This is a genomic window from Streptomyces sp. NPDC057424, from assembly GCF_042803315.1.
Classification (GTDB): domain Bacteria; phylum Actinomycetota; class Actinomycetes; order Streptomycetales; family Streptomycetaceae; genus Streptomyces.
The window spans coordinates 163,967-188,950 of the sequence record NZ_JBHVCP010000002.1 but is presented as its reverse complement, the minus strand read 5'-3'; the positions used below and the strand labels follow the sequence as shown (position 1 = coordinate 188,950).

Genomic DNA, 24,984 nt, shown 5'->3' with positions numbered 1-24,984 from the left:
GTCGAACGGCGGCATCCCAGAGAGCCGCAGCATCGTCGCAGGATCCAGGTCCGAGTTTCAGGGAGCGAGGGACGGACGTGCCGGAACCGACCGTCGTCACCACGACCGTCGTCGCGGCGGACTACTTCCAGTCCTATTCGGTCGTCGGACTGCTCGCCGTGGTCGGTGTGCTGTTCGTCGCCGTCGCCTTCGGGGCCGGCCGCCTGCTCCGGCCCGTGGTCCCCACCCCCGAGAAGCTCCTGACGTACGAGTGCGGCGTCGACCCCGTCGGCGAGGGCTGGGCCCACACCCAGGTCCGCTACTACGTGTACGCCTTCCTCTACGTGATCTTCGCCGTCGACTCGATCTTCCTGTTCCCCTGGGCGACCGTCTTCGCCGCCCCCGGCTACGGCGCGACGACCCTGGTCGAGATGTTCATCTTCCTCGGCTTCCTGGCCGTCGGCCTGCTCTACGCATACAAGAAGGGCGTCCTGGCATGGACGTGAACCCCTCGGTGTCCGAGCCTGTTCTGCTGCCCGAGCCCAAGCGGCTCGGCGCCCTGGCCCGCCTGGCCCCCGAGCCGATGAAGGTGATCCTCAACTGGGGTCGCCGTTACTCGCTCTGGGTCTTCAACTTCGGCCTCGCCTGCTGCGCGATCGAGTTCATCGCCGCGTCGATGGCCCGCCACGACTTCATCCGGCTCGGCGTGATCCCGTTCGCCCCGGGCCCGCGCCAGGCCGACCTGATGGTGGTCTCCGGCACCGTCACGGACAAGATGGCCCCGGCCGTCAAACGCCTCTACGAGCAGATGCCGGAGCCGAAGTACGTCATCTCCTTCGGCGCGTGCAGCAACTGCGGCGGCCCCTACTGGGACTCGTACTCCGTCACCAAGGGCGTCGACCAGATCATCCCCGTCGACGTCTACGTCCCCGGCTGCCCGCCCCGGCCCGAGGCGCTGCTCCAGGGCATTCTCAAGCTCCAGGAGAAGATCGCCCGCGAATCACTGGGGGAGCGGTACGGCAGCGGGGCGGGGCGTCCTTCGGCGGCGGCGCTGCAGAGCGGCCTGGTGCAGCCTCCGGTCCCCGCCCCGGGCTCCGGCCCGACGCCGGGGGAGGCACGATGACCGCCGTCGGCTGGCTGCCCGCCGGCGCCGAGGAGCTCTTCGGCACGGACGCAACGGCCGAGGAGTCCTACGAGGTCCTGACGGTCGACGTACCTCCCGCCACCTGGATCACCGCCCTGGAGACCGCCCGCGACCGGCTCGGCTGCACGTACTTCGACTGGCTGAGCGCGGTCGACGAACCGGGCACGGGCTTCCGCGTCATGGCACACGTCGCCGCCCTCTCGCCCGTACGACGCCTCCTCCTGCGTACGACCGTCCCGCACGAGGCCGCCGCCCTGCCCTCGGCGGTCGACGTCTACGCGGGCGCCGCCTGGCACGAACGCGAGACGTACGAGATGTTCGGCATCACCTTCGAGGGCCACCCGGCGCTGGACCACCTGCTCCTGCCCGAGAACTTCGAAGGCCACCCCCTGCGCAAGGACTTCGTCCTGGCCGCCCGCGTCGCCAAGGCCTGGCCCGGCGCGAAGGAGCCGGGCGAGTCGGAACACGGCGGCCCCAAGCGCCGCCAGATGCTGCCGCCCGGCGTCCCCGACCCCAACGAATGGGGTCCTCTCAAGGGCCAGCTCCCTCCGGCCCCCGCCCGACCTGCCCGTGGCGCGGGCCGCGCCGCCGGCGAACGCCCCGCCCGAGGTGCGGCACGCCCTGCGGGAGAACGCCCGGTACGCCGGACCCGCTCGGCATCGGAGGGCTCCGCGAGCCAGTCAGCTGCCGGTTCGGAGACTCCGGCTGCTGGTTCGGGGACCCCGGCTGCCGGTACGGCGGGTCCGGCGACTGGTGCGGAGGCGCCGGCTGCTCCAGGGCATGCGCGTTCGGCGGAGGAGGGTGCTGCGAGTCAGTCTGCCGCTGGTGCGAAGGCTCCGGCTGCGGAGCGGCGTCTGCGCTCTGCCACAGAGGGTTCGGCGAGCCAGTCCACCCCAGGCGGGCCGACCACACCGGCATCGGCCGGGCCGCGGCGCAACCGCTCGGCGTCGCAGGGGTCGGCCAGTCAGCAGCCCAGCGGCCCGGCGTCCCCGGAACCGGACTCCGAGTCCGCCACCCCTGGTTCGGGAGCAGCGGCGACCGGACCAGCGACGCCGGCGACCGGCTCCGGGGACGCGACCCCCGACTCCGGGACGCCGACGACCGGTTCCGAGCCGCCGGCCACCGGGGCCGGCTCATCGACTGCCTCGGCTGGGCCGCGCCGGGCGCGCAGCGCATCGGAGGGCAGCGCGAGCCAGAGGACCGGGGCCGACCGTGGCGGCAGCCGGCCGGGCGGGACTTCGAGCAGCCCTCGCAGCTCGGACGCCCCCTGGCACCACGCCCGCCCGGCCTTCGACGAACCGGCACCCGAACCGTCACCGGAGGCAGCGCAGTTGCCGGCACCAGGGACGCAGGGTGGGCCGGAGACCCCCGAGCCCGCGGACAGCCCGGAGTCCTCACATACCTCCGGGAGCCCGGACACCTCCGAGAGCTCCGACACCCCGGCCCCGCCAGACACGGCGAACAATCCGAAACACACGGACGACAACGCCGAGTCCACGGACGACAACGCGAAGCCCACGGACGACAACGCCGAGTCCACGGACGACAAAGCGAAGCCCACGGACGACAACGCCGAGTCGACTGACAGCCCCGAGGATCCCGCAGGAGGCCCGCAGTGAACGACGTGCTCGACGTCGCCCTGCGACTCCTGGTCGTCTTCGTCGTCTTCCTCACCTTCCCCCTGATCATTGGCCAGACCGAACACAAGGTGATGGCCCACATGCAGGGCCGCCTCGGTCCCATGTACGCCGGCGGCTTCCACGGCTGGGCCCAGCTGATCGCCGACGGCGTGAAGTTCGCGCAGAAGGAGGACGTCGTCCCCGCGGGAGCCGACCGCCGGATCTTCCAACTGGCCCCCGCCGTCGCCCTTCTGCCGTACCTCCTCGTCCTGCTCGCCATTCCCATCGGCCCCGGCGAGGGAGCCGTCGGCCAGGTCATCGACGCGGGCGTCTTCTTCGTCCTGGCCGTCATGGGCGTCGGCGTCCTCGGCTCACTCATGGCCGGCTGGGCGTCCGCGAACAAGTTCTCCCTGCTCGGAGGCCTGCGCACGGCCGCCCAGCTCCTCGCCTACGAACTGCCGATGCTCCTGACCGCCGCCTCCGTGGCGATGGCGGCCGGCACCGTCTCCCTCCCCGGCATCCTCGACGCCTTCGAGTGGTGGTGGCTGCCCTGGCAGATCGTCGGCGCGATCGTCTTCTTCGTGGCCGGCCTCGCCGAACTCCAGCGCCCGCCCTTCGACATGCCCGTCGCCGACTCGGAGATCATCTTCGGTGCCTACACCGAGTACACCGGCCTCCGTTTCGCTCTCTTCCTCCTCGCCGAGTACGCCGGAATCGTCGTTCTGTGCGGCTTGACCACCGTCCTCTTCCTGGGCGGCTGGCACGGCCCCTGGGGCGCCGACGGCCTCGGCTGGGTCTGGACCCTGCTGAAGGCCGCGGTCCTCGCCTTCCTCGTGATCTGGCTGCGCGTGACCTACCCCCGCCTGCGCGAGGACCAGCTCCAGAAGCTCTCCTGGACCCTCCTCGTCCCCCTCTCCCTCGCCCAGATCGCCCTCACCGGCATCGTCAAGGTGGTGATCCAGTAACCATGGCCCCCATTCCTGGCAGTGGCCTCGCCAAGGGCCTGGCCGTCACCCTCCGCACGATGACGAAGAAGTCCGTCACCGCGCAGTACCCGGACGCCCAGCCCGACCTCCCGCCCCGCACCCGCGGTGTGATCGGCCTGTTCGAGGAGAACTGCACGGTCTGCATGCTGTGCGCCCGCGAATGTCCGGACTGGTGCATCTACATCGACTCCCACAAGGAGACGGTCCCGGCGGCGGCCCCGGGCGGCCGGGAGCGCAGCCGCAACGTCCTCGACCGCTTCGCCATCGACTTCTCCCTGTGCATGTACTGCGGTATCTGCATCGAGGTCTGTCCTTTCGACGCGCTGTTCTGGTCCCCTGAGTTCGAGTACGCCGAGACCGACATCCGCGACCTCACCCACGAGCGCGACAAGCTCCGCGAGTGGATGTGGACCGTCCCGGCCCCGCCGGCCCTCGACCCCGGCGCGGAGGAACCGAAGGAACTCGTCACGGCCCGCAAGACCGCCGACAAGCTGGCCGCCCAGCAGGCCCCGCCGGCCACCGAACCCCACGCCGACGAGCAGGCCCGCGCCGCCGAACAGCCCACGCGGCCGCAGGGCGACTCCAAGCAGCAGACCGACCAGCCAGAGCCGGATCCCCCGAGGCCGGATCCCCCGAGGCCGGGTTACCCGACGCCGGGTCACCCGCCGGCGGATCACCCCGAGCCGGGGCAGGAGGGATCGGAATGACCCTCGCCGCAACCGCCGCCCTCCTCGCGACGGGTCCGAGCACCGGGGCCGCCGCCGAAACCCACGGCTTTCTCTCCCCGACCGGCGTCGAGGTCGCCTTCCTGCTGGTCGGCCTGGTCACCTTCGGCGCCGCCCTCGTCACGGTCACCACCCGGCAGCTGGTCCACGCCGCCCTGTGGCTGGTGGTCACCCTCGGCGGCCTCGCCGTCGAATACCTCCTGCTCACCGCCGAGTTCATCGCCTGGGTACAGGTCCTCATCTATGTCGGATCCGTCGTCGTCCTCCTCCTGTTCGGTCTGATGCTCACCAGGGCCCCCATCGGCCGCTCCCCGGAAGCCGACTCCGGCAACCGCTGGGCCGCCCTCGCCGTCGCGGTCGCCGCTGCCGTCGCCCTGGTCTGGGTCGTCGTCGACGCGGTCCGCACGACTTGGATCGACCTCGACGGCCCCGCCGCCGGCTCCACCGAGGCCACCGGCGCGAGCCTCTTCCAGAACTGGGTCCTGCCCTTCGAGGCCCTCTCCGTCCTCCTCCTCGCCGCCCTCGTCGGCGCGATCGTCCTGTCCCGCAAGGCGAAGGCGGAGTCGAGCTCTCCCCCCGTGAACGCCCCGGACGCCACCAGGAGTTCTCGAATGGTCACAGAGAGTTCCGAGCGGGAAGGGGCCCGTTGATGCACCTCGCCTATCCCGTCGTGCTCTCCGCCCTCCTCTTCTGCACGGGCCTGTACGGCGTCCTCGCCCGCCGCAACGCGATCCTGGTCCTGATGTCGGTCGAGCTGATGCTCAACGCCGTCAACCTCAACCTCGTCGCCTTCGACGTCTGGCTCAGCAGGAGCGCCGAGGAAACCCTCCACTCCGGCCAGGCCCTGACCTTGTTCACCATCGCCATCGCCGCCGCCGAGATCGGCATCGGCCTGGCGATCGTCCTCGCCGTGCACCGCAACCGCGGCACCTCGGACATCGACAAGCTCCGCGACACCGCCGAACGGCACGACCCCGACGACCCCGACCACGACGCCCGCACGGCCGAGCAGTCCGACGAGGCCCAGAAGGCTGAGGCCACCGCGTGACCACGACCACCCTCGCCGTCCTCGTCCCCCTCCTTCCGTTCCTCGGCGCCGCCGCCGGTCTGCTCCTCGGCCGCACGGCACCGGGCTTCGTCCGCCCGCTCGCCGTCCTGCCGACGCTCACCTCCCTGGTGCTCGCCGCACTCGTCGCCGTACGCCAGGGCGGCGACGCGGCCGTCGACTCGGCCACGGAACTCACCCCCACCGGCTCGGTCCCGATCGAGCTCGCCCTGCACATCGACGGCTTCGCCGCCCTCGTCGCGGTCCTGGTCGGCCTGGTCGCCTCCTGCGTGCAGATCTACTCGACGGGCTATCTGCGGCACGACCCGCGCTACCCCTCCTACGCCGCCCTCGTCTCGCTGTTCACCTCCGCGATGCTCCTGGTCGTCTACTCCGGCGACCTGATCGTGCTGCTGGTCGGCTGGGAAGTCATGGGCATCTGCTCCTACTTCCTCGTCGGCCACTACTGGGAGACACCGGAGGCCCGGGCCGCCTCCCTCAAGGCCTTCCTGGTCACCAAGCTCGGCGACGTCCCCTTCCTCATCGGCCTGTTCGCCCTGGCCACCGACGCCGGTTCGTTCCGCATCACCCGGATCCTCGGCACCGTCGCGAGCGGCGGGCTCGACCACCCGACGCTGGTCGCCCTGCTGCTCCTGGCGGGCGTGGCGGGCAAGTCGGCGCAGTTCCCGCTGCACACCTGGCTCCCCGACGCGATGGCGGGCCCGACTCCCGTCTCCGCGCTGATCCACGCCGCGACGATGGTCGCCGCCGGTGTCTACTTCATCGCCCGTCTCCTCCCGGTCTTCGAGGCGTCCCAGGCCGCGATGGTCGTCCTGGCCGTCATGGCCGCCGTCACGATGACCGGCTCGGCGCTCGCCGCGCTCGCCCAGGACGACATCAAGCGCGTCCTCGCCTACTCGACGATCGGCCAGCTCGGCTACATGACCGGTGCACTCGCCGTCGGCGACCGCGGTGCCGCCGTGTTCCACCTCCTGTCCCACGGCGCCTTCAAGGCGCTGCTGTTCCTCGCCGCGGGCGTGATCATCCACGCCGTCGGCACCAACTCGCTCGCCGCGATGTCCCGCATGCGGAACCTGCGCGAACGCATCCCCGACGCCTACTGGACGATGACCGTGGCGCTGCTCGCGCTCGCCGCGATTCCGCCGTTCAGCGGCTTCTTCACCAAGGAGGCCGTTCTCGGCGTGGCCGAGCACGTCGTCACCGGACACACCGAGCACGCCCCCGCCGCCGCGGGCTGGGTCGTCCTCGTCGCCGGTCTCGTCACGGCCGTGCTCACCGCCGCCTACGCGATGCGCCTGTGGCTGCTGGCCTTCCGGGGTCGCGGCATCGAAGCCCCGGACCACGGCAGGCAGCCGCTGACGATGACCGTCGTGCTGTGGGTGCTCGCCGTCCCGTCCCTGGCCCTCGGCGGGTTCGCGTTCCGCCTGCTGCCCGACTGGTTCGACGGCCGTGACCTCACCCCGACCCTCACCACCTCCGTGCTCGGTACGGGTGTGGCTCTGGTCGGCGGCATCGTCACCTACGCCGCTTGGCGGCACACCACCGCGCTCACCGCCGGAGCCCCCCTGGGTGCGGTCGCGGCCCACCCCGAGGGCGACGCCGCTCAGGTCGAGGCCGAGGCCATCGCCAGCCACAAGCCCGCCTACGGGGACATCGCGTACGCGCCGGACCCGGCCGATCCGGGGCAACTGCTGCTCGGCCCCCTGCACCGGCACGCGGCGGCCGGCTTCCACCTGGACGCCGTGTACACGGCTCTCTTCGTGCGGCCCGTCCAGGCCGGAGCGAGCCTCGTCCGGTTCCTCGACCGCGAGGTCGTCGAGACCTACGTACGCGGTGCGGGTGCACTGCCCCGCTGGCTCGGCGCCGCCGTACGGCGTGCCCAGACCGGCAACGTCCAGACCTATGTGAGCGCGCTGCTCGCCGGCACCGTCGTCCTCGCGGTCGCCGCCGTCCTCGTCGCCACGGGAGCGTGAGCAGGCGTGATCGATATCAGCGAGTCCGTGATGCAGTTCGTTCTGGCGTTCGTCGTAGTCGGCCCGCTCCTCGGCGCCGCCGCGGCTCTTCTGCCGGCCCCGCCCGGGCTGAAGGGGAAGTCACCCGAGCAGGCGGTGCTCCGGCACGGGGTCACCGTCACCGGTGCCGTCCTCGTCGCGGCGATCGTCCTCGCGCTCGGCTTCGACCACGACCAGCCGTCGAAGATGCAGGCCAGCACCGACATCAGCTGGATCCCCGCACTCGACGTACGTGTCCACCTCGGCATCGACGGCATCTCTCTCCCCCTTCTGGTCCTGACGGCGCTGCTGACCTTCCTCTGCGCGCTCTACTCGTACTTCAAGATGCCCGCGGGCCCGACCCCGAAGGCCTTCGTGGCCCTGCTGCTCGTCCTCGAGTCCGGCACACTCGCGACCTTCGCCGTCCTCGACCTGGTGCTGTTCTTCCTGGCCTTCGAGATGGTCCTCATCCCGATGTACTTCCTCATCGCCCGCTGGGGCGGCGAGGGCCGGAGCCAGGCCGCCTGGCGGTTCATCCTCTACACGCTGCTCGGCTCCGTGGTCATGCTGCTCGGCCTGCTCCTGATCGGGATCAAGGCGGGCACGTTCGACATGATGGCACTCGCCACTGACAACGGCCGGTCTCTGACCACATCCGTGCAGCTCATCGCCGTTCTGGCGATCGGGATCGGGCTCGCTGTGAAGACGCCGATGTGGCCGCTGCACAGCTGGCTGCCCGACGCCCACACCGCCGCGCCGACCGTCGGCTCCGTCCTCCTGGCCGGCGTCCTGCTGAAGATGGGTACATACGGGTTCGTCCGGATTCTGCTTCCCATCGCACCGGACGGGTTCCGCACCTTCGCGCCCTACCTCGCCGCCCTCGCCGTCGTCGGCATCATCTACGGATCGCTGGCCTGCCTGGCCCTCGCCAAGCAGGGAGCGAAGGGCGACCTCAAGCGCCTCATCGCCTACTCCTCCGTCGGCCACATGGGCTTCGTGCTGCTCGGCATCTCGACGATGACCCCGACCGGCGTGAACGGCGCCCTCTTCGCCAACATCGCCCACGGCCTCATCACCGGCCTGCTCTTCTTCCTGGTCGGGGCGCTGAAGGACCGCACCGGAACCACCGACCTCGACACCCTCGCCGAGGAGACCGGAGCCGCGCTCTACGGCAGGGCCCCGCGTCTCGGCGGCCTGCTCGCCTTCGCCGCGGTCGCCTCGCTCGGCCTGCCGGGACTGGCCGGCTTCTGGGGCGAGATGCTGGCCCTGTTCGGCGCGTTCCAGCCCGCCGAGGGCCTCAACCGCGCCGCCTTCCTCACCTTCATGGCGATCGGCGCGTTCGGCACGCTGCTGACGGCCGCGTACCTGCTCGTCGTGGTCCGGCGCGTCTGCATGGGCGCTCTGTCTCAGGACGCCCCCCGGCTCACCGACGTCCGCTCGTACGAGTTCGCGGCGTGGACCCCGCTCGTCGTCCTCACCGTCGTCGCGGGTCTGTGGCCCAAGGCTCTCCTCGGCCTGAGCGACCCGGCCGTCCAGCAGCTCCTCGCAGGAGGCACCCGATGAGCTCCCCGGCCCAGCCCCTGGCCGCGTCGCTGGTCCAGTCCGTCGACTGGCTGGCGATCGCGCCCCCCACCATCGCGGCGGTCGTCGCACTCGTGGTCCTGGTCGCCGACCTGTTCGTCGCCGAGCACCGCAAGGCCCTGCTCGGCTGGGCGTCGGTGGCAGGCCTGGCCGCCGCCACGGTGATGCTGCTGCCCCTGCTGAACGGCGACCGCAGTACCTTCTGCCTGACCGGCGACGCCGCTGTGTGCAGCTATACGGCCGACCGCTTCACCCTGGTCATCCAGTTCCTGGTACTGGGTGGCGCCCTGCTCTCCGCCCTCCTGTCGGTCACCGCCCTGAAGGACTCCCGCAAGGAGCTCCCCGAAGGCGAGTACTGGTTCCTGCTGCTGTCCTCCGCCGCCGGCGCCGCTCTCCTGCCCGCCTCCCGCGACCTCGCGACGCTGATCGTCGCCCTGGAGGTCGCCTCCCTGCCCGCCTTCGCGCTGGTCGGCCTGCGGTACGGCGACCGGAAGTCCTCCGAAGCGGCCCTGAAGTTCTTTCTGTCCTCGGTCACGGCGACCGCGGTCAGCCTGATGGGCGTCAGCTTCGTGTACGCCACCACGGGCACCCTCTACCTCACCCAGATCGCCGACCGTATCCAGGATGTCGGCGGGCAGTTCCACACACTCGCCCAGACCGGCGTCGTCCTCACCCTCGTCGGCTTCGCCTTCAAGACGGCCGCCGTGCCCTTCCACTTCTGGGTGCCCGACACCTACGTGGGAGCGCCCCTGCCGATCGCGGCCTACCTGTCGGTCATCGGCAAGGCGGTCGGCTTCAGCGGCCTGATCCTCATCACCGTCGTGGCACTCCCGTCGTACGCCGACGTATGGGGCCCGGCTCTGGCTGCCCTGGCCGTGCTCACCATGACCGTGGGCAACGCCGGAGCCCTGCGCCAGCAGGCCACGCGCGCGTACAGCGCGGTACGCCTGCTCGCCTGGTCCTCCGTCGGCCAGGCCGGCTACCTCCTGGTGCCGATCGCCGCCGCTGCCTACTCCGGGGACGCCGAGAAGTCGATCGGCTCCACGGTCGCCTACGCCCTGATGTACGGCGCCGTGAACCTCGGCGCCTTCGCCGTGGCCGCCCTTGTGGGCCGGACGAAGTCCCTCAACCGTGTCGCCGACTACCGCGGCCTGTACGCCTCCAGCCCCTTGTCGGCGCTGCTCCTGGCCTTCTTCCTGCTGTGCCTCGCAGGGCTGCCGCCGGGCATCATCGGCCTCTTCGCCAAGGTCACCGTCTTCGCGGCGGCCGTCGACGCCGGCCTCGGCTGGCTGGCCGTGGTCATGGCCGTCAACGTCGTCATCGCGCTCTTCTACTACCTCCAGTGGACGGCCCTGCTCTTCCGCGCCCCCGAGGGCGAACCCGAGAAGCACCGCGTTCCCGGCCCGGTCACCGCCGCGATCGCCCTGACCGGCGTCCTCGGCATCGTCCTGTCCGGCGCGCCCCAGCTGGTCCTGCGCTTCACAGACACCGGGCTCTTCTGAACAGACCGGGCCTGCCAGAAGACCGGCCGCTTGCACCGCGCGCGTGGGGCACTCGCTCCCACGCGCGCGTGCCGCTTCCCGTCGCCGTCACCCGGACGGTCCACACCCGCCGCTGCGCACACAAGGGAACTTGAGCCTCCCGCCTGGCGTTGACCAGTACGGGAGGGTCCACTGGACGTGAGATCGCGGCACCAGTGGCACCGCAGATTCAGCAAGCAAGGGTCCCCTGCCGCACCACTTGGAGGGCGTACCGTGCACCGCCGGCACAACGGGCTCAGGACAGCGATCCTCCTGGGAGGACTGTCCGCACTCATCATCGTCATCGGCAGCTTCTTCGGCCGCATGGGGCTCGTCATCGCCGTCCTGGTAGCACTGGCCACCAACGCGTACGCGTACTGGAACAGCGACAAACTGGCGCTACGCGCGATGCGCGCCCGCCCGGTGAGCGAGTTCGAGGCGCCGGCGCTCTACCGCATGGTCCGCGAGCTCTCCACCCAGGCCCGCCAGCCCATGCCGCGCCTGTACATCTCACCGACGGAGGCACCCAACGCCTTCGCCACGGGCCGCAACCCGCGCAACGCCGCCGTGTGCTGCACCGACGGCATCCTGCGCCTGCTGGACGAGCGCGAGCTCCGCGGCGTCATCGGCCACGAACTCAGCCACGTCTACAACCGCGACATCCTCATCTCGTCGGTCGCCGGCGCCCTGGCCTCCGTCATCATGTTCCTGGTCAACTTCGCCTGGCTGATCCCCATCGGACGCTCGGACGACGATGACGGCCCCGGCCTGCTCGGCATGCTGCTGATCATGCTCCTGGGCCCGCTCGCCGCCTCGCTCATCCAACTGGCCGTCAGCCGCTCCCGGGAGTATCAGGCGGACGCCTCCGGCGCCCAGCTCACCGGCGATCCGCTCGCCCTGGCCAGCGCCCTGCGCAAGCTCGAACTCGGCACGAAGCAGCTCCCGCTGCCGCCCGAGCCACGCATCGAGACCGCCAGCCACATGATGATCGCGAACCCGTTTCGGCCCGGCCAGGGCCTCTCCAAGATGTTCTCCACACACCCGCCGATGGCGGAACGCATCGCCCGGCTCGAGAAGATGGCAGGTGGGAATCAGTGAGGACCATTCTCAACGTCATATGGCTCGTCCTGAGCGGCTTCTGGCTGTTCCTCGCCTACATGCTCGCGGGCCTGCTCCTCTGCATCACCATCATCGGGATCCCGTTCGGCATCGCGGCCTTCCGCATCGGCGTCTACGCCCTGTGGCCCTTCGGGTACACCACGATCGAGCGTCATGACGCGGGCGCGCCGTCCTGCGTGGGCAACGTGCTGTGGCTGGTACTCGCGGGCTGGTGGCTCGCCCTCGGCCACATCGCCACCGGCATCGCCCTGTGCGTCACGATCATCGGCATCCCGCTGGGCATCGCCAACTTCAAGCTCATTCCGGTGTCGTTGCTCCCGCTCGGCCGGGACATCGTGCGGACCGACGAGCCCTTCGCGGTGCGCTGACGGAGGCGCGACGCTCCTCTGATTTCCACAGGTCAGTGGTTATCCACAGGCCCGCCCGGCTGCCGGCGGCGGCCTGCATGATGGACCCATGACCGCGATCGAGCAGTTGCCGACCCGAGTGACGTCCGAGACCCACAACACCTGCCCGGGGACCGGTCCGTCGCGTCCAGAGCCGCCCGACCCGATGAGAGGCACCGAAAGACTCCTGCCGGGAGGCTATGGAGAACCCGTGCCGAGAGGCTCTGAACGACCCGAGCCGTGAGGCTCCCGAAGGCCCGAGCCGTGAGGCTCCCGAAGGCCCGGGATGCAGCGGAGGCCCTGCCCTACCCCCTGCCCGCCCCGGCCTTCAACCGCCGCCGCACCGCGTACGCAACCGCCCCCACCACCAGCACCCCCGCGCCCACAACCACCGACACCCCGGGCAGCGAGAACGCGAGCACGACGCACCCGACCAGCCCCACCACCGGCACCACCCGCGCCGCCGGCGCCGATGACAGCGTCCAGGCCGACGCGTTGGCCACGGCGTAATACGCCAGCACACCGAAGGAGGAGAACCCGATCGCGCCCCGGACGTCCACCGTGGCGGCCAGAACCGCGACCACCGCACCCACGGCCAGCTCCGCCCGGTGCGGCACCTGGAAGCGCGGATGCACGGAGGCCAGCGCGCCCGGCAGATGCCGGTCCCGGGCCATGGCCAGTGCCGTCCGCGACACCCCCAGGATCAGCGCGAGCAGTGAGCCCATCGCGGCCATGGCCGCACCGATCCGCACCACCGGCACGAGCCAGGGCGCTCCGGCCGCCCGCACCGCGTCGGCCAGCGGCGCCGTCGCGTTCCCGAGACCGCCCGACCCGAGTACCGAAAGGACAGCCACCGCCACACACGCGTACACCACCAGCGTGATACCCAGCGCCAGCGGGATCGCGCGCGGGATGGTGCGCGCCGGATCCCGCACCTCCTCGCCGAGTGTGGCGATCCGGGCGTACCCGGCGAAGGCGAAGAACAGCAGACCGGCCGCCTGCAGCACCCCGTCCGTCCCGCCCGAGGCCCCGACGTCCAGCCGCCCGGCATCGGCCTCACCGGACACCAGACACACGACCACCACGAAAGCGAGGACAGCCAGGACCAGCGCCACGATCACCCGCGTCAGCCACGCGGACTTCTGGACACCGCCGTAGTTCACCGCGGTCAGCGCCACCACGGCCGTGACCGCCACCGCGTGCGCCTGCCCCGGCCAGACGTACATGCCCACGGTGAGCGCCATCGCCGCACAGGAGGCCGTCTTCCCGACCACGAACGACCAGCCCGCGAGGTATCCCCAGAACTCCCCGAGCCGCTCCCGCCCGTACACATACGTGCCGCCCGAGGCCGGATAGAGGGCGGCGAGGCGAGCCGAAGACATGGCGTTGCAGTACGCGACCACAGCGGCGACGGCCAGCCCGATGAGCAGACCGGAGCCGGCCGCGTGCGCGGCCGGCGCGAGAGCGGCGAAGATCCCGGCTCCCACCATCGAGCCGAGCCCGATGACCACGGCGTCGCCCACGCCGAGGGTGCGGCGCAGACCAGGACCAGAGGCTGTCATGCGTCGCACCCTACTGATCAGTGCAACCGGCGGATGCGGCCGGGACGTCCTCCCCACCAAGAGGGCGTGAACATGCGTGGCACGGAGGTTGTGCGCGGGACGCCCGACGTACGACGCACGGGTTCGGCCTCAACGAAAGCAAGATCACATGGCCGGGACAGTGCGGGCACAGCGTGAAAGGGCAGGTTCACCGCATGACGATCATCAGCTGGATCATCCTGGGACTGCTGGCCGGAGCCATCGCGAAGTTCCTGCTGCCGGGGAGGGACCCGGGCGGCCTCATCGGCACGACCCTGATCGGCATCGCGGGCGCGTTCACCGGCGGCTGGATATCGTCCCGCTGGATGGACCACCCGATCACCAAGGACTTCTACGACGGTGCGACCTGGGCAGCGGCGATCGGCGGATCGCTCGTCCTTCTGATCGCCTACCGCCTCCTGTTCGGCAACTCGCGCGACTGAGCGCGCCCGCCGATGGCAGCCGGCAGACGAGAAGGGTGGGCACCGGAAGTGCCCACCCTTCTCGTATCCGTGCGGGAGAGAGCCCGCGAGACCGGACCTACCGGTAGTTCACGAACTGAATCGCGAAGTCGAAGTCCTTGCCCTTCAGCAGGGTGATGACGGCCTGCAGATCGTCACGGCTCTTGGAGCTGACACGCAGTTCCTCGCCCTGCACCTGAGCCTTCACGCCCTTGGGGCCCTCGTCGCGGATGGTCTTCGCCACCTTCTTGGCGTTCTCCTGGGAGATGCCCTCCTTGATCGACGAGAAGATCTTGTACTCCTTGCCGGAGAGCTGGGGCTCGCCCGCGTCCAGAGCCTTCAGCGAGATGCCCCGCTTGATCAGCTTGGACTGGAAGACGTCGAGGATGGCCTTCACCCGGTCCTCGGAGTTCGCCTCCATGAGGATCTGCTCACCGGACCACGAGATCGAGGCACCCACGCCCTTGAAGTCGTAGCGCTGCGAGATCTCCTTGGCGGCCTGGTTGAGTGCGTTGTCGACCTCCTGCCGCTCGACCTTCGAGACGATGTCGAAACTGGAGTCGGCCATGTCCTGTGGCTCCTTGTATCGGGGTGCGTATCGTGCGAACCGGCGTATGGGGGCGGTCGCAGGGCCCGTTCAGGTCCCGGGCCGCATCCGGACAAGCCTAGCCACCCCCGGCCCTCCGAGCGCCGATCAATCGGGTGGCGGAGCACCCCTCCACATCAGGTATTGTTTACGTCGTTGCCACGGAGCGCCGCGGAAGAGCGGCTCGACGGGCAGCTACCCAGGCGGTGTGCCCGAGCGGCCAAAGGGAGCAGACTGTAAATCTGCCGGCTCAGCCTTCCCAGGTTCGAATCCTGGCGCCGCCACAAGACCGAAAGGGTCTGTGACCAGCAGCAATGCTGGTCACAGACCCTTTCGGCGTTCACGGACACGCATCGGTCGCTATGTGTGCTTTTTCCCAGTGTGTCTCACCCTGATTCGGGTGCTGACCAGCCCGTGTGGGGCAGGCGTGGGGCAGCTTCCAGCCCTCCTAGCTGCCATTCTTCAACGCCCGCTCGATCCGGGCGTTCGCCGTGGCGGCGCCGCCGTCTAGGCACTTCGCGTACACCCGGAATAGCACGGCCACGCTGTGGCCGGCGCGCGCGGCTACCTCCTGCGGTTCCACTCCAGAGCTAAGCCACGTGGATACAGCCGCGTGGCGAAGATCATATGGACGCTTCGCGAGCAGTGACGCGCACTGAGCGGGTGTGAGAGCACGCGCGCGGGCTTCCGCCCATACCTCGCCATATCCGGTGTCCTGGATGAGTCCACCTCGTTGCGTCCGGAACAGCCGCCCGTCGGGGGCGACGCCGTACGCCGTGACGTGCCACCGCAGCAGGTTCACGAGGTCGGGCGGGATCGGCACGGTGCGGACTGCTTTCCGGGGCCGGTGCTTGAGCCCTCGCCGGTCGTGCGCTTCGCCGCTGTCCGTCCAGGCTGACCCCGAGCGGGGACGGGTCTCCCGCAGTCGCAGAGTGCCCCATCCCCGGCGGGGCAGGTCGCAGTCTTGGAGACGGAGACCGATGACTTCCGCCGGCCGTGCTGCCGCGTAGTACATGCAGCCGAAGAACGCGACCAAGCGCCGCCCGCGGGGGCTCTGCGTACGCACGGCATTGAGCAGGGCGAGAGCCTGCCGGGGCTCTGGCACTGAAGCGGGGTCCAGTTCCTCAGCTACCTGCTCCGGAGCCTTCCACTGCACCTGTGGCAGGGGGTTGTCCGTCAAGCGTCCGGCCTCAACGGCGTAGCCGAGTGAGTTGTGGAAGATGGCCCGCTTCCGGCGGATGGTCGAGGCCGCCGCCGTGGTGCCGTCTAGCTTCCTGGTCAGGGCGTCCAGAGCGGCGCGTACCTTCATGCGGTCGGCCAGCGCGGAAGTGGGCAGGGACTTCCGCTCGAACCACGCCAGTACGGCGGCCACCTCGTCGGGTGGGTCCTGGTCGCGGCGGCTCACGTTGAATGCCCAGCTATAGAGAGCTGTCCGAACCATCATGGCGTCGGCCATGCCCTTGGTGTCCTTGACGAGAGCTGGCGTCACGGTGGCCATGGCTTCCGCGAGCGTCCGGCGAGTCGAGCCGGGGGAGTGCTGCCACTTCATTTCGATGTACTCGCGGGCGTGCTGGTACCAGCTCACGTCGTTGCGCTGTCGCAACTCAGAGAGCGGTACCCCGGTGGACTCGTCGAACGGCTCGCCGGCGTGTGCCGCCCGCAGCAGCTCAGCACGTCGGCCCTCGGCCAGCGTCTTGGTGCGGAACGTCTGCGAGTGCGGAGTCTCCCCCGTCTTCCAGCGCAGTTCCGCGGAGGTCTGCCCTCGGTCCTTCCGTTGCCGGACGGACCAGATTCGAACGTCGTACGTCTTCCCCATCGGGGGCCTTCCTGCGAACGGGGCCCGGTATGAGCCGGGCCCCGTGGGTGGGTTGGTCAGTCGAGCGATCAATAGGCGGGGGAGTCGAGGTTGTTGAGCCAGTCGTCCAGGTCGTTGCGGCGGACGCGCAGGTGACCGTTGGGCAGCTTCACGAGTCGCGGCGCCTGCCCACGGGCACGCATGCGGTAGAAGGCGGCGCGGCTCATGCCGATCTCAGTGAGGACTTCGGGGAGCTTGAGCATCTGGGGGCGGGCCAAGGTGCACTCCTTGTCTCGGTCTCTCTTCTGGGGAATCCGCCACGTCCGCCACGCCGCCACATCGCAGGTCAGGACCTTGGTCGTGTGGCGGATAGCGGTTTTGTGGCGGATAGGTGCAGCCACACCCGGCGGGTGTGGCTGCGTTGACGGTTGCCGAGCGAGTTAGCTGGCGAGCGTGGGCTGTGTGGCGGTTTCCGCGGCCGCGTGGCGGATGGCTGTGGTGGTATCCGCCGCGGATTCCCCCCTGCTGACCTGCGGCGTGGCGGACGTGGCGGACGTGGCGGACTTTTCGGGGGGTGGGGGGCAGTACCGCGTCCAGGCGTCCGTGAGGTCTTCCGCGTAGTAGCCCTTGGGGAAGCCCGAGGGGGTGCGGATTCCGCGGGGCTTGATGGGCTTGTTGGCAGGGGTTACGTACTGGCCGAGTAGCTTGGACAGCATCCGGGAGTTGAGCGGCTTGTCGTCCACGTCGGCCCAAGGGGCGTCGTCCAGGGCGAGCAGCATTTCCAGGATGACGGCGGTGGGTACGCGGTCGGCGCCGCAGAACACCTTGTCGCGCAGATCGGTCAACAGCCGCACGCCGAGGGACGCTTCGTCGTTGTCGTGGGCGGCGTTGACGAGTTCCAGGCAGGCGGCCCGTGCCCGTGTGGGCCAGTCGCCGCCGGCTGCGTCCGCGACGGCGAGGAGGGGCTCCCATACGTCGGCCGGTCGGTCGGTGACGCCCTCGGGCAGGTCGGGCCAGGCCCCGGAGACCTGCTCGCGGACGCTGTCGGCCCACTTCGCGAGCTGGTCACGGAGGGCATGGCCCTGGTGTTCGTTGAGCCGCTGGCGGTAGGGCTCGATCCTCTCGTTGGGGGCGCGCTTGCGCATGCGGATGATGACGGAGCGGGTCAGGATCGTGTCGGGCAGGGAGCCGAGCCCGGCCATGGCGACGGCGCAGAACGAGGAGAAGCGCTGCACGCTCTGGTTGGCGCCGTCTCCGACGCAGCGCAGCATGGTGCCGATGCGCCGGTATCCGGAGTTGAGGAAGCCCCGGACGGGTTCGTTGTCACCGGCCTTGGGACCGAAGACCGTGTCGATCTCGTCGAACAGCAGCGTCGGTCGTCCCTCTGCCGCGTCCACCAGCCGGAACAGGGCATTGGGAGACGCGTTCACGGTGGCCTCGGCTCGTGGGGTGAGGGTCTCCACGATCTCCAGCGCCCGCGACTTGCCCGACCCCGGCTCGGGGCTCAGGAAGGCGAGTCGGGGGGTGGAGTCGAAGCAGTCGAGCAGGTGCGCGTGCGCGTCCCACAACGTGACGGCGACGTAGGCGTGTTCGGTGGGGAACACGTTGAAGCGCCGGTGGAAAGCTTCCACCTCGTCGAGCAGCGCGGCACCGTTGATGGCGTTGATGGGGGTCATGCGGCGTTCCTCCCTTCGGCGGGCGCGGCGGGCGCCCCGGTGCAGGCGGACTTGTGGGTCTCGTACTCGGCCACCAGCGCGGCCACGGCTTCCGGGCCTGTGGCGGTGCCGGTCAGTCCGCAGGTGCAGGCGTATGCGGCGGTGGGCAGTACTCCGGGCCGGGTGGACCAGCGGGCGCCGTCGTAGTGGTGGCGGTAGACCGGTGGGGCGAAGATGCGGATGCCAGGCTGGTCCGGCGCCGGGTTGGCTCCCGGCCAGGCCGGGGAGCGGTTCGAGCGACCAAGAGCAGTGACGACGCCCTGACGGGCGGCGCCTTTCGGCTCGCCCACGCACGCCACGTCCAAAGCTTGTGGAGCGACGCGCGGCCCGGTGGGGCGGGATGTAGGGCAATCCAGGCGGGGGGAGTCGGGGGCGGTCATGAGGTTGCCTGCCGCGGGGTGGCGTGGGCGATGACCCAGTCCATGGCACTGCGGATGGTGGTGCGGCACTCCGTCGGCGGCAGTCCGCTGGCCTCCCCCGCCCCCTGGATTGCCTGCTCCGCCGCATCCCGGGGGAGGTCGCCCCACGCGACGAACCGGGCCACCTTGCAGGCGCTCTTGTGGAGGGTGTTGTTGCGGCCGTTCGGCCCGCCCTCGCTCGTCCCGGCGATAACCGCGCACTCCCGTTCCAGGGCGGCCCGGGCGGCCTTGGTGCCGTCCCGTAGCGGGGCCAGGTCCACCACGGTGGGCTTGCGGGGCTCGGTGAGCAATGCGCCCAGCCACTCCGGGAGCGGCGCGACCGGCGCATCGTCGGTCACCTCGTAGTCCCCGTCGGGGGTGGTGCTGCCTGGGGCGACGACGTAGCCGCCCCAGGCGCGGGTGTCGATGTGCGGCCCGAGCCGGTTCGCGCTGCACTTAAGCCGCACCCCGGCGGGTGCGGTGAAGTACAGGTGCTCCCCACCGCGCGCGGTCCGCACCCGGTAGGTGGTGGGGACGGTCTGGCCGGTGCGCTCGCAGAGCGCCCCAAGGGAAGCTGCGCCGTCAGGCGCTCCTTTCGGCTCTTCGGGCTTGCACACGTCCAGATCGACCACGAGCAGACCGGCCGGACCGGTCGCAATCCCCACGTTGTACGGGCGCGTAGCCCACGTGAGGTGGATCAGCTCAGGGTTGGTGGTGGCGCGCTGCTCAGGGGTGTGGTGTCCGCTGGCGCAGCGGCCGGTGCCGGGGCAGTCCCGTTCGGCATGCCCTGCCGGGCGCTTGGCCCGCGGGATCAGCGGGATGACGGGCCAGCCACGTTCCGCCGCGGTGAGCGCGGAGGCGAGCAGGGGCAGGCAGGCCAGATCGACGGTCATGATGCTGCTCATGCCGCCACCCCCAGCACGGGGGCGAGCTGGGAGAGTGCGTGGCGGCCGATGTGCTCGGCGTAGGCCGGGGGGATGCACTCGCGGATGCCGTCGCGGTTCATCCACGGCACCCCGAGCACGCGGCGGGCGAGGTCGACGCCGGAGAAGTTGCCGACGAACTGTCCGTAGTGGCCGGGCGGGACGGGGCGGCCCATCTTGGCCTGCGGGACAAGGTGCGGGGGGTGGTCCGGTTGGGCGAGGGTGAATCCGCCGCCGGTCTCGAAGTACCGGTGCCGGTAGTTGGCCAGCCGGAACATCTGCCCGCACAGCATCACCGGGGTGCGGAGCTTGGGCACCGCGCCCCGCACGTTCTCGATCACCCACGGACGTCCGGTCGCCTCCAGCGCCGCACGGGTGGGAGCGATCAGGTCAGGGTGGTCGTTTGCCTGGATGCGCTGGCACTCGCTGTCGTGCTGGCACGGGCACGAGGCGTGGATGAAGTCGAACGCGGCCCCGTGCTCGCGCACGAACGCGATCGCGTCCGCCTGCACGAACCGGAACGGGTAGCGCGGCTGCGGGTCCTTGTCGACGCCGGTCACGTCGAACCCGGCATCGTCATAGCCCTTGCCGGCGCCGCCCTGGCAGCAGTACAGGTCCAGTAAGCGCGGCCGGTGGCCGTGCACTCGCCGGAAGGTGGCGGGTTGCGTCATGCTGGGAGACCTCCAACAGGTCTGTTGAGGACGGTTGGGCAAGGGCGGCCCCGGTTCTTTGGCGAGAGGGGGCCGCCCTTGGCGTAGCTAGGTCTTGCTGCGGGCGAGCTTGAGGGTGATGCCGCCGATGCCGATGGGTCCGGCCACGCTGGCGATGACGGTGGCGGTGTGGGCCGCGGCGTCGAGCAGGAGGCACAAGGCGGCGACCAGCCCCCAGCCGCCGGCGACGGTGGCACCGGCAATGGCGAACGGGATCAGGACTCGGCGCCACGGGATGCCGGTCGGATGAGTGTCGTGGACGACGATGACGACGGGCTGTCCGGTGGCTTGTGCGCGTTGCCAGTCGTCGGCGGGTATGTGCGGGGCGATATTCCCCGGCGGGGTGTGGTGGTCCATTTCGGGGCTCCTTGGGTGAGTCGCGGGCCCGCACCAACAGGTGGTGCAGGCCCGCTCGTATGGCTGGCTGTGCTTGTCGCGTTGCTTGTCGTCTCCCTTGTCGTGTGGCTTGTCGCTTGTCTTGTCTTGTCGCTTGTCGCCTTGCAGGTCACAAGCCGTTTCCGGGTCTCTGGGGGGCGGTAAGCGGCTCATGCTCCGGCGGGGCGACAAGCGACGAGTGATCAGCTCTCGGGGGGCTGTTCGGGGGCGTGGTGTCGGTGGACGTAGCGGGCTTTGGTGCCCTCTCCGACGCGGACGGCGGTGCCGTCCTTCACCCAGTCACGCAGCCAGCCGACGACCGTCTGACGGGACGTGCCGTGCTCGTCGGCGAGCGCCCGGGCGATCGCGGAGGCTCCGGTGCCGTCACGGCCGGCGGCGAGCAGCAGCGCCAGGGCGGCCTGTTGCGCGGGGTTGTCCTGCTCGCCCCGCAGTGCTGACAGGTTCAGCCCGCCCGCGGCCGGTGGCCGGTCGCTTCCCGCGGGGGGCTGCGGTTCGGGGGCGGTGCCGAACTGTGCGTCGATCTGCTCGCGGAAGCGACGCAGCATCTCGTCTTCCGGCGAACCCGGAGCCTGCTCCGGGCCGTTCAGGGCGGACAGGTTCAACCCCGCGGCCACCGTGCCGGTGGTGTTGGTGTCGGCGTCACTGGAGGCCTGCTCGCGCATCCAGGCGGTGCGGTCGCTGTCCCAGCGTCGGGCGTAGGCGGGCCCGGCGGCCTTGGCGGACACGGCGTCGAGGGTGGGGTGCCGGTCGGAGGTGGCGGCGATGATCTCCCGGATCTGGTTGGGCAGGATGCGCCAGGCCTTGAACAGCGCGGCCGGCGACTCCGGGGTGCCCATGAACCCGGCGCCCTTGTGGGGTGCCTGGTCGACGCGCAGGCCGCGGGAGCCGGGGAACATCTTGGACAGGTCCATGCCCTCGGTCTCACCACCGGTCAGGGCAACCCTGACCTTGGCCTCCCGGCGGATCATGAGGTTGCTCAGCACGCTGCCGGTGGCGCCGAGGGCGGTGAGGACGGTGCGGATGCCCATGGCGCGGGCGATCCGGATCACTTCCAGGATCTTCTCTCCGAGCTTGCGCACCTGCCGGTCCGGGCTGGAGAGGATCTCGGCGCCTTCGTCGATGACCAGCATGATCTGCGGGATTTTCGCGTTGATGGGGAGCAGGTCGGTGTTGGCCTTGGCCAGCAGGTCCTGGTAGCCCATCTTGCGGTGCTTGGCCACGCGTACGGCGGTGTCCAGCATGGTCATGGCCTCGTCGTACGTCCCGGCGAGCCAGTCAATGCCAGGGCGGACGGGCCTGCCGTCCTCGGCCTTGATCTCGCCGTTGAGCGCGGGAAGTACCCAGGGCAGGCCCGCGGATCCGGCGTTGAGGTCGATCACCCAGGTCAGGATGTCGTCGGCCCGGGCGAACCCGGCGAGGATCGAGTGGATCATGTTGGTCTTGCCCGATCCGGTCGGACCGACGATCAGGGCGCACTGCTCGCGCAGGTAGGTGAGGATCTGCTCGGCGTTGGTCCGATACCCCCACGGGATGCCCGTGTGTACCGACAGAGGGCCGTAGTCGCTGGGGTAGGTGCGCTCCTGCTCCAGGACGTTGACGGTGGTCACGTCGATGATGACGCGGCCCTGGTGGATGCCGGGGGAGGCGGTGGCGGTGCAGCCGTGTGGCAGGCCCGCGTCCGCGGACAGCGCTGGCGATTGGGCGGCGACCCTGTTCCAGGTGGCGCCGCCGGGCGGGAGTTCGGCGTCGATGGAGTATCCGGCGCCTGTCTCCCACTGCTCGACTCCGACCACGCGCACGGTGATCGAGCAGACCCGCTGGATGCGGTCGACCCATTCCGCGGCGATGGCCCGGCGATCCGCGGATAGCTCGGCAGCGATCTGCCGTTGCTCGGCGGCGAGGGCCTCCTCCTCGCGGGCCTCCTCGAACAGGGCACTGGATCGGGCGGCGGCACCGATGCCGACACCCATCGTGGCCAGGGAGCCGAGGGCGGCCCAGGTCAGGGGACCGTTCGTCATGGCCCAGGTGGTCCATCCGGCCCCGACGAGCCAAGAGGCGGCGCGGGTGGCCAGGGTGCGGCCGGCGTTGCGGACCCGCAATCCGACCACGGTGTGGCCGAGGGCGCCGGCCGCACCTACGGCCAGGGCCCAGCCCGGGGGCATGGAGGTGGCGGCGCCGGTGGTGGCGACGGCGAAGGCTCCGGTGGTGGCGGACAGGGCGCCGGTCACGGGTCCGTGACCGGCCGCCCAGTCCAGCACCGGGCCACTCGGCTGCTGTTGCTTCGTGGCGGTGGTGGACATGATCAGACGTTCCAGCCCTTCTCGGCCTCGGTGCCGTTGCGGGGGTCCTCGTGCCGGGCGATGTCCTGGGCGTGGACCTGACGGAACACCGGGCCCATGTCCTCGGCCACGGCGACGGCGCTCATCAGGGCGCCGAAGATGTCGTTGAAGTTGTCGGCGATCTGCTTCTCCAGCGGGAACTCACTGTCGGAGCGCTCGGCGAGGATCTTCATCACGTTCGCCACGCTGGCCAGTGCGGAGGGCAGGCTCTCGACCATCGCCAGGATCTCCATGCAGCCGTCGGGGTCATAGGAGGTGGCGGCCTGCTCCATCTCGGCGGCGGCCTCTTCGAACCGGAAACCGGACACGTGCTCTCCCTCAATCAACGGGTCATTCGTGCTGGTGGGAACGGTGGATGCGGGGCGCTCGACGCCGTCCGCGATGCCGCCGGTGCCGTCCTTGACCGCCTCCGCATCGGCGGCGGCTTCCTGCTCGGCCTGCTCCTGGCGGATCGCCTCATCCCGCGCGGCCCGCTGCTCGGCAGCGACACCGGCCAGCCGCCGGTACAGGCGACGGCCGGGGTGGATCAGCCACGGCAGGTTGAGCTTGCGGCCGATCGGGCTGGTGATCAGCCCAAGCAGGCCGGCCGGGAGGGCGAGCAGGGCGGCGAGCAGGCGACGGCCGTGGAAGCGGGCTGCAGACCGGCGCAACGCCTGCCGGGCCGCACGGCGGGCCGGGGCCAAGCGCACCGCGGCGCGCTTGGCCGCGACCGTGCCGACCGCCTTGGCGTCCCGCTGGGCGCGGGTCTTGGCGATCGCCCCGTCCCGCGCGGCGCGGGCCTTGCGGGCGGCGCTGCTGAGCATCCGGCCTGCCAGGCCGCCGGCCCGGCGCCCTGCCCGAGACGTGACCCCGGCGCCACCTGCGGTGCGGGCCTTGGCGTTGCGGCGAGCGTCCGCGACCGCGCGGCGCGCGGCGGTGATCTGCGCCCGCTGTCCGGCACGGGATCCGGCCGCAGCCTGCTGCGCCGACCGCAGAGCCTTGACCTGACCCGCCTGGCCCGCAGCCTTACCCAGGGCGCCGGACGCGCGCCTGGACGCACCCTGACCGGCCTTGGAGCGGGTCTTCCCGGCCGCGGCGGTACTGCCGTGCCGGGCAGACGAGCCGGATCCGCGGCGCTGCTGGCCGAGCACGCTGCCCGGCCGGCCACCGGAACCGGCACGAGAGGCAGACGAACGCCCCCCGGTGCGGCTACCGAGGGCTCCTGCACCGCTGCGGCGCAGGCCCGCGCTACGGGCGGCGGCCCGGCGGGCCTCCTTGCGGGGGGTGGCCTGGCGGCTGCGAGTGGCGGCGACAGTGCCGAGAACGACGGCGCCGGTCGCGGCCACCATCGCAGCGACCGGGCCGCCGGCCAGGGCCGCTGTGGCAACCATGCCCACGGTGCTGTTCGCCCCGGACAGGGCGAGCGGGACGACCGGCCAGCCGCCGGGCGTGTGCTCCACCTCGGCCACAACCGGGGCCGGAGCTGGCTCCGTTGGTGCAGGTGGGGGCGGGGGCGGTGCGGGTGCGGGAGCCTCGACGGCTACCGGCTCAGTGCTGAGTTCCGTCATGCTGAGAGCACTCCTTAAGGGAGTAGGGCCCGGCCGGGGCTGTAGGAGGCGATCGGCCGGGCCTGGCAACTGGGTTTATGCGGCGCGCTGTTCGTCGGGGTAGGCGCAGGTGGCGCACATGCCGAGCGAGGGCGCGACGACGTATCCGGCATCCCGCCGGCACTCGGGGCATGTGCGGCGCGCAGCGTTCGCCTTGGCCAGCGCCGCCCACTTCGCGGGCGTCATCGGCCGGACGGGCTTGGCGGAGTCGATGCGGTAGAGGTAGGCGACCAGCGGTGCGCGGCGCCGTCGCGGGCGTTCGATCTGCGCGGCAACGTCCTGCCCGCCGGGCCGCAAGCCCCGCGCCCGGAGCTGCCGCAGGGTCGCTAGTCCTTCCGGGGCCAGACGCCACGGGTAGGTGGGGATGCTCGCCATGGCG

General features: G+C 70.8%; 25 protein-coding genes and 1 tRNA gene. 14 read left to right on the top strand and 12 right to left on the bottom strand.

Translation table 11 applies throughout. The features are described from left to right. The first annotated feature begins 77 nt into the window (after positions 1 to 77). From ACFU3E_RS03050 to ACFU3E_RS02995, 12 genes are all read left to right on the top strand, one after another. Positions 78 to 485, top strand: coding sequence for an NADH-quinone oxidoreductase subunit A (locus ACFU3E_RS03050; protein WP_010041427.1), 408 nt, complete (start codon positions 78 to 80; stop codon positions 483 to 485). Beyond that, positions 476 to 1,102, top strand: coding sequence for an NADH-quinone oxidoreductase subunit B (locus ACFU3E_RS03045; RefSeq protein WP_384151057.1), 627 nt, complete (start codon positions 476 to 478; stop codon positions 1,100 to 1,102). The genes ACFU3E_RS03050 and ACFU3E_RS03045 overlap by 10 nt, the downstream gene beginning before the upstream one ends. Next, positions 1,099 to 2,742, top strand: a complete 1,644-nt coding sequence (locus tag ACFU3E_RS03040) for an NADH-quinone oxidoreductase subunit C (RefSeq protein WP_384151054.1) — start codon at positions 1,099 to 1,101, stop codon at positions 2,740 to 2,742. Before ACFU3E_RS03045 ends, ACFU3E_RS03040 begins: the two co-directional genes overlap by 4 nt. After that, positions 2,739 to 3,707: an NADH-quinone oxidoreductase subunit H gene (locus tag ACFU3E_RS03035; RefSeq protein ID WP_384151050.1), complete on the top strand. Its 969-nt coding sequence runs from the start codon at positions 2,739 to 2,741 to the stop codon at positions 3,705 to 3,707. Before ACFU3E_RS03040 ends, ACFU3E_RS03035 begins: the two co-directional genes overlap by 4 nt. A gap of 2 nt (positions 3,708 to 3,709) precedes the next feature. Then, positions 3,710 to 4,435, top strand: a complete 726-nt coding sequence (locus ACFU3E_RS03030; protein ID WP_384151047.1) for a NuoI/complex I 23 kDa subunit family protein — start codon at positions 3,710 to 3,712, stop codon at positions 4,433 to 4,435. After that, the gene (locus tag ACFU3E_RS03025) at positions 4,432 to 5,103 is read left to right on the top strand and encodes an NADH-quinone oxidoreductase subunit J (RefSeq protein WP_384151044.1); all 672 of its coding nucleotides are present in this window, start codon (positions 4,432 to 4,434) and stop codon (positions 5,101 to 5,103) included. The genes ACFU3E_RS03030 and ACFU3E_RS03025 overlap by 4 nt, the downstream gene beginning before the upstream one ends. After that, complete coding sequence (gene nuoK / locus ACFU3E_RS03020; RefSeq protein WP_384151041.1) at positions 5,103 to 5,501, top strand: NADH-quinone oxidoreductase subunit NuoK; 399 nt, start codon at positions 5,103 to 5,105, stop codon at positions 5,499 to 5,501. The genes ACFU3E_RS03025 and nuoK overlap by 1 nt, the downstream gene beginning before the upstream one ends. After that, positions 5,498 to 7,492: an NADH-quinone oxidoreductase subunit L gene (locus tag ACFU3E_RS03015; protein WP_384151038.1), complete on the top strand. Its 1,995-nt coding sequence runs from the start codon at positions 5,498 to 5,500 to the stop codon at positions 7,490 to 7,492. The genes nuoK and ACFU3E_RS03015 overlap by 4 nt, the downstream gene beginning before the upstream one ends. Positions 7,493 to 7,498: 6 nt before the next feature. Then, positions 7,499 to 9,073 (top strand): NuoM family protein, encoded by a 1,575-nt coding sequence (locus ACFU3E_RS03010; protein WP_384151035.1) that lies wholly within the window; start codon positions 7,499 to 7,501, stop codon positions 9,071 to 9,073. Then, positions 9,070 to 10,593, top strand: a complete 1,524-nt coding sequence (locus ACFU3E_RS03005; RefSeq protein ID WP_384151032.1) for an NADH-quinone oxidoreductase subunit N — start codon at positions 9,070 to 9,072, stop codon at positions 10,591 to 10,593. Before ACFU3E_RS03010 ends, ACFU3E_RS03005 begins: the two co-directional genes overlap by 4 nt. 252 nt (positions 10,594 to 10,845) lie before the next feature. Then, positions 10,846 to 11,709 (top strand): zinc metalloprotease HtpX, encoded by an 864-nt coding sequence (gene htpX, locus ACFU3E_RS03000; protein ID WP_031141231.1) that lies wholly within the window; start codon positions 10,846 to 10,848, stop codon positions 11,707 to 11,709. Continuing rightward, positions 11,706 to 12,098 carry a YccF domain-containing protein gene (locus ACFU3E_RS02995; protein WP_142160641.1) on the top strand — a complete coding sequence of 131 codons (393 nt, stop codon included), beginning with the start codon at positions 11,706 to 11,708 and terminating at the stop codon, positions 12,096 to 12,098. Before htpX ends, ACFU3E_RS02995 begins: the two co-directional genes overlap by 4 nt. A 323-nt stretch (positions 12,099 to 12,421) precedes the next feature. On the opposite strand, the gene ACFU3E_RS02990 is transcribed toward ACFU3E_RS02995, so the two are convergent. Further along, entirely contained in the window at positions 12,422 to 13,678 is a 1,257-nt protein-coding gene (locus ACFU3E_RS02990) for an APC family permease (RefSeq protein ID WP_384151028.1), read from the bottom strand. A 194-nt stretch (positions 13,679 to 13,872) separates the two neighbouring features. On the opposite strand from ACFU3E_RS02990, the gene ACFU3E_RS02985 reads away from it, so the two are divergent. Continuing rightward, entirely contained in the window at positions 13,873 to 14,139 is a 267-nt protein-coding gene (locus tag ACFU3E_RS02985) for a GlsB/YeaQ/YmgE family stress response membrane protein (protein ID WP_384151024.1), read from the top strand. 97 nt (positions 14,140 to 14,236) lie between these two features. Here ACFU3E_RS02985 and ACFU3E_RS02980 read toward each other — a convergent pair whose 3' ends face one another. Next, complete coding sequence (locus ACFU3E_RS02980; RefSeq protein ID WP_102910742.1) at positions 14,237 to 14,725, bottom strand: YajQ family cyclic di-GMP-binding protein; 489 nt, start codon at positions 14,723 to 14,725, stop codon at positions 14,237 to 14,239. A 220-nt stretch (positions 14,726 to 14,945) separates the two neighbouring features. Here ACFU3E_RS02980 and ACFU3E_RS02975 point away from each other — a divergent pair. Next, a tRNA-Tyr gene (locus ACFU3E_RS02975) sits at positions 14,946 to 15,027 on the top strand. 164 nt (positions 15,028 to 15,191) lie between these two features. On the opposite strand, the gene ACFU3E_RS02970 is transcribed toward ACFU3E_RS02975, so the two are convergent. From ACFU3E_RS02970 to ACFU3E_RS02925, 10 genes are all read right to left on the bottom strand, one after another. Beyond that, the gene (locus ACFU3E_RS02970) at positions 15,192 to 16,559 is read right to left on the bottom strand and encodes a tyrosine-type recombinase/integrase (protein ID WP_384151020.1); all 1,368 of its coding nucleotides are present in this window, start codon (positions 16,557 to 16,559) and stop codon (positions 15,192 to 15,194) included. 68 nt (positions 16,560 to 16,627) lie between these two features. Continuing rightward, positions 16,628 to 16,816, bottom strand: coding sequence for an AlpA family transcriptional regulator (locus ACFU3E_RS02965; protein ID WP_234846103.1), 189 nt, complete (start codon positions 16,814 to 16,816; stop codon positions 16,628 to 16,630). A 162-nt stretch (positions 16,817 to 16,978) separates the two neighbouring features. Further along, positions 16,979 to 18,214, bottom strand: a complete 1,236-nt coding sequence (locus ACFU3E_RS02960; RefSeq protein WP_384151016.1) for a DUF3631 domain-containing protein — start codon at positions 18,212 to 18,214, stop codon at positions 16,979 to 16,981. Further along, the gene (locus tag ACFU3E_RS02955; protein WP_384151013.1) at positions 18,211 to 18,543 is read right to left on the bottom strand and encodes a hypothetical protein; all 333 of its coding nucleotides are present in this window, start codon (positions 18,541 to 18,543) and stop codon (positions 18,211 to 18,213) included. The genes ACFU3E_RS02960 and ACFU3E_RS02955 overlap by 4 nt, the downstream gene beginning before the upstream one ends. Positions 18,544 to 18,629: 86 nt before the next feature. Further along, positions 18,630 to 19,556 (bottom strand): bifunctional DNA primase/polymerase, encoded by a 927-nt coding sequence (locus tag ACFU3E_RS02950; RefSeq protein WP_384151010.1) that lies wholly within the window; start codon positions 19,554 to 19,556, stop codon positions 18,630 to 18,632. Continuing rightward, positions 19,553 to 20,245, bottom strand: coding sequence for an SAM-dependent methyltransferase (locus tag ACFU3E_RS02945; protein ID WP_384151007.1), 693 nt, complete (start codon positions 20,243 to 20,245; stop codon positions 19,553 to 19,555). The genes ACFU3E_RS02950 and ACFU3E_RS02945 overlap by 4 nt, the downstream gene beginning before the upstream one ends. Positions 20,246 to 20,332: 87 nt before the next feature. Further along, complete coding sequence (locus tag ACFU3E_RS02940; RefSeq protein ID WP_384151004.1) at positions 20,333 to 20,641, bottom strand: hypothetical protein; 309 nt, start codon at positions 20,639 to 20,641, stop codon at positions 20,333 to 20,335. 221 nt (positions 20,642 to 20,862) lie between these two features. Then, the gene (locus ACFU3E_RS02935) at positions 20,863 to 22,980 is read right to left on the bottom strand and encodes a hypothetical protein (RefSeq protein ID WP_384151001.1); all 2,118 of its coding nucleotides are present in this window, start codon (positions 22,978 to 22,980) and stop codon (positions 20,863 to 20,865) included. Positions 22,981 to 22,982: 2 nt separating this feature from the next. Further along, the gene (locus ACFU3E_RS02930) at positions 22,983 to 24,458 is read right to left on the bottom strand and encodes a hypothetical protein (protein ID WP_384150998.1); all 1,476 of its coding nucleotides are present in this window, start codon (positions 24,456 to 24,458) and stop codon (positions 22,983 to 22,985) included. Positions 24,459 to 24,641: 183 nt separating this feature from the next. Beyond that, positions 24,642 to 24,980: an RRQRL motif-containing zinc-binding protein gene (locus ACFU3E_RS02925; RefSeq protein WP_384150995.1), complete on the bottom strand. Its 339-nt coding sequence runs from the start codon at positions 24,978 to 24,980 to the stop codon at positions 24,642 to 24,644. Positions 24,981 to 24,984 lie beyond the last annotated feature (4 nt).

What these genes read in the sequence shown, in the direction of transcription:
- ACFU3E_RS03045 (WP_384151057.1), top strand. Translation starts at nt 476, where the DNA reads ATGGACGTGAACCCCTCGGTGTCCGAGCCTGTTCTGCTGCCCGAGCCC.
- ACFU3E_RS03040 (WP_384151054.1), top strand. Translation starts at nt 1,099, where the DNA reads ATGACCGCCGTCGGCTGGCTGCCCGCCGGCGCCGAGGAGCTCTTCGGC.
- ACFU3E_RS03030 (WP_384151047.1), top strand. Translation starts at nt 3,710, where the DNA reads ATGGCCCCCATTCCTGGCAGTGGCCTCGCCAAGGGCCTGGCCGTCACC.
- ACFU3E_RS03025 (WP_384151044.1), top strand. Translation starts at nt 4,432, where the DNA reads ATGACCCTCGCCGCAACCGCCGCCCTCCTCGCGACGGGTCCGAGCACC.
- nuoK (WP_384151041.1), top strand. Translation starts at nt 5,103, where the DNA reads ATGCACCTCGCCTATCCCGTCGTGCTCTCCGCCCTCCTCTTCTGCACG.
- ACFU3E_RS03005 (WP_384151032.1), top strand. Translation starts at nt 9,070, where the DNA reads ATGAGCTCCCCGGCCCAGCCCCTGGCCGCGTCGCTGGTCCAGTCCGTC.
- ACFU3E_RS02990 (WP_384151028.1), bottom strand. Translation starts at nt 13,678, where the DNA reads ATGACAGCCTCTGGTCCTGGTCTGCGCCGCACCCTCGGCGTGGGCGAC.
- ACFU3E_RS02985 (WP_384151024.1), top strand. Translation starts at nt 13,873, where the DNA reads ATGACGATCATCAGCTGGATCATCCTGGGACTGCTGGCCGGAGCCATC.
- ACFU3E_RS02980 (WP_102910742.1), bottom strand. Translation starts at nt 14,725, where the DNA reads ATGGCCGACTCCAGTTTCGACATCGTCTCGAAGGTCGAGCGGCAGGAG.
- ACFU3E_RS02970 (WP_384151020.1), bottom strand. Translation starts at nt 16,559, where the DNA reads ATGGGGAAGACGTACGACGTTCGAATCTGGTCCGTCCGGCAACGGAAG.
- ACFU3E_RS02960 (WP_384151016.1), bottom strand. Translation starts at nt 18,214, where the DNA reads ATGACCCCCATCAACGCCATCAACGGTGCCGCGCTGCTCGACGAGGTG.
- ACFU3E_RS02950 (WP_384151010.1), bottom strand. Translation starts at nt 19,556, where the DNA reads ATGAGCAGCATCATGACCGTCGATCTGGCCTGCCTGCCCCTGCTCGCC.
- ACFU3E_RS02945 (WP_384151007.1), bottom strand. Translation starts at nt 20,245, where the DNA reads ATGACGCAACCCGCCACCTTCCGGCGAGTGCACGGCCACCGGCCGCGC.
- ACFU3E_RS02940 (WP_384151004.1), bottom strand. Translation starts at nt 20,641, where the DNA reads ATGGACCACCACACCCCGCCGGGGAATATCGCCCCGCACATACCCGCC.
- ACFU3E_RS02935 (WP_384151001.1), bottom strand. Translation starts at nt 22,980, where the DNA reads ATGTCCACCACCGCCACGAAGCAACAGCAGCCGAGTGGCCCGGTGCTG.
- ACFU3E_RS02925 (WP_384150995.1), bottom strand. Translation starts at nt 24,980, where the DNA reads ATGGCGAGCATCCCCACCTACCCGTGGCGTCTGGCCCCGGAAGGACTA.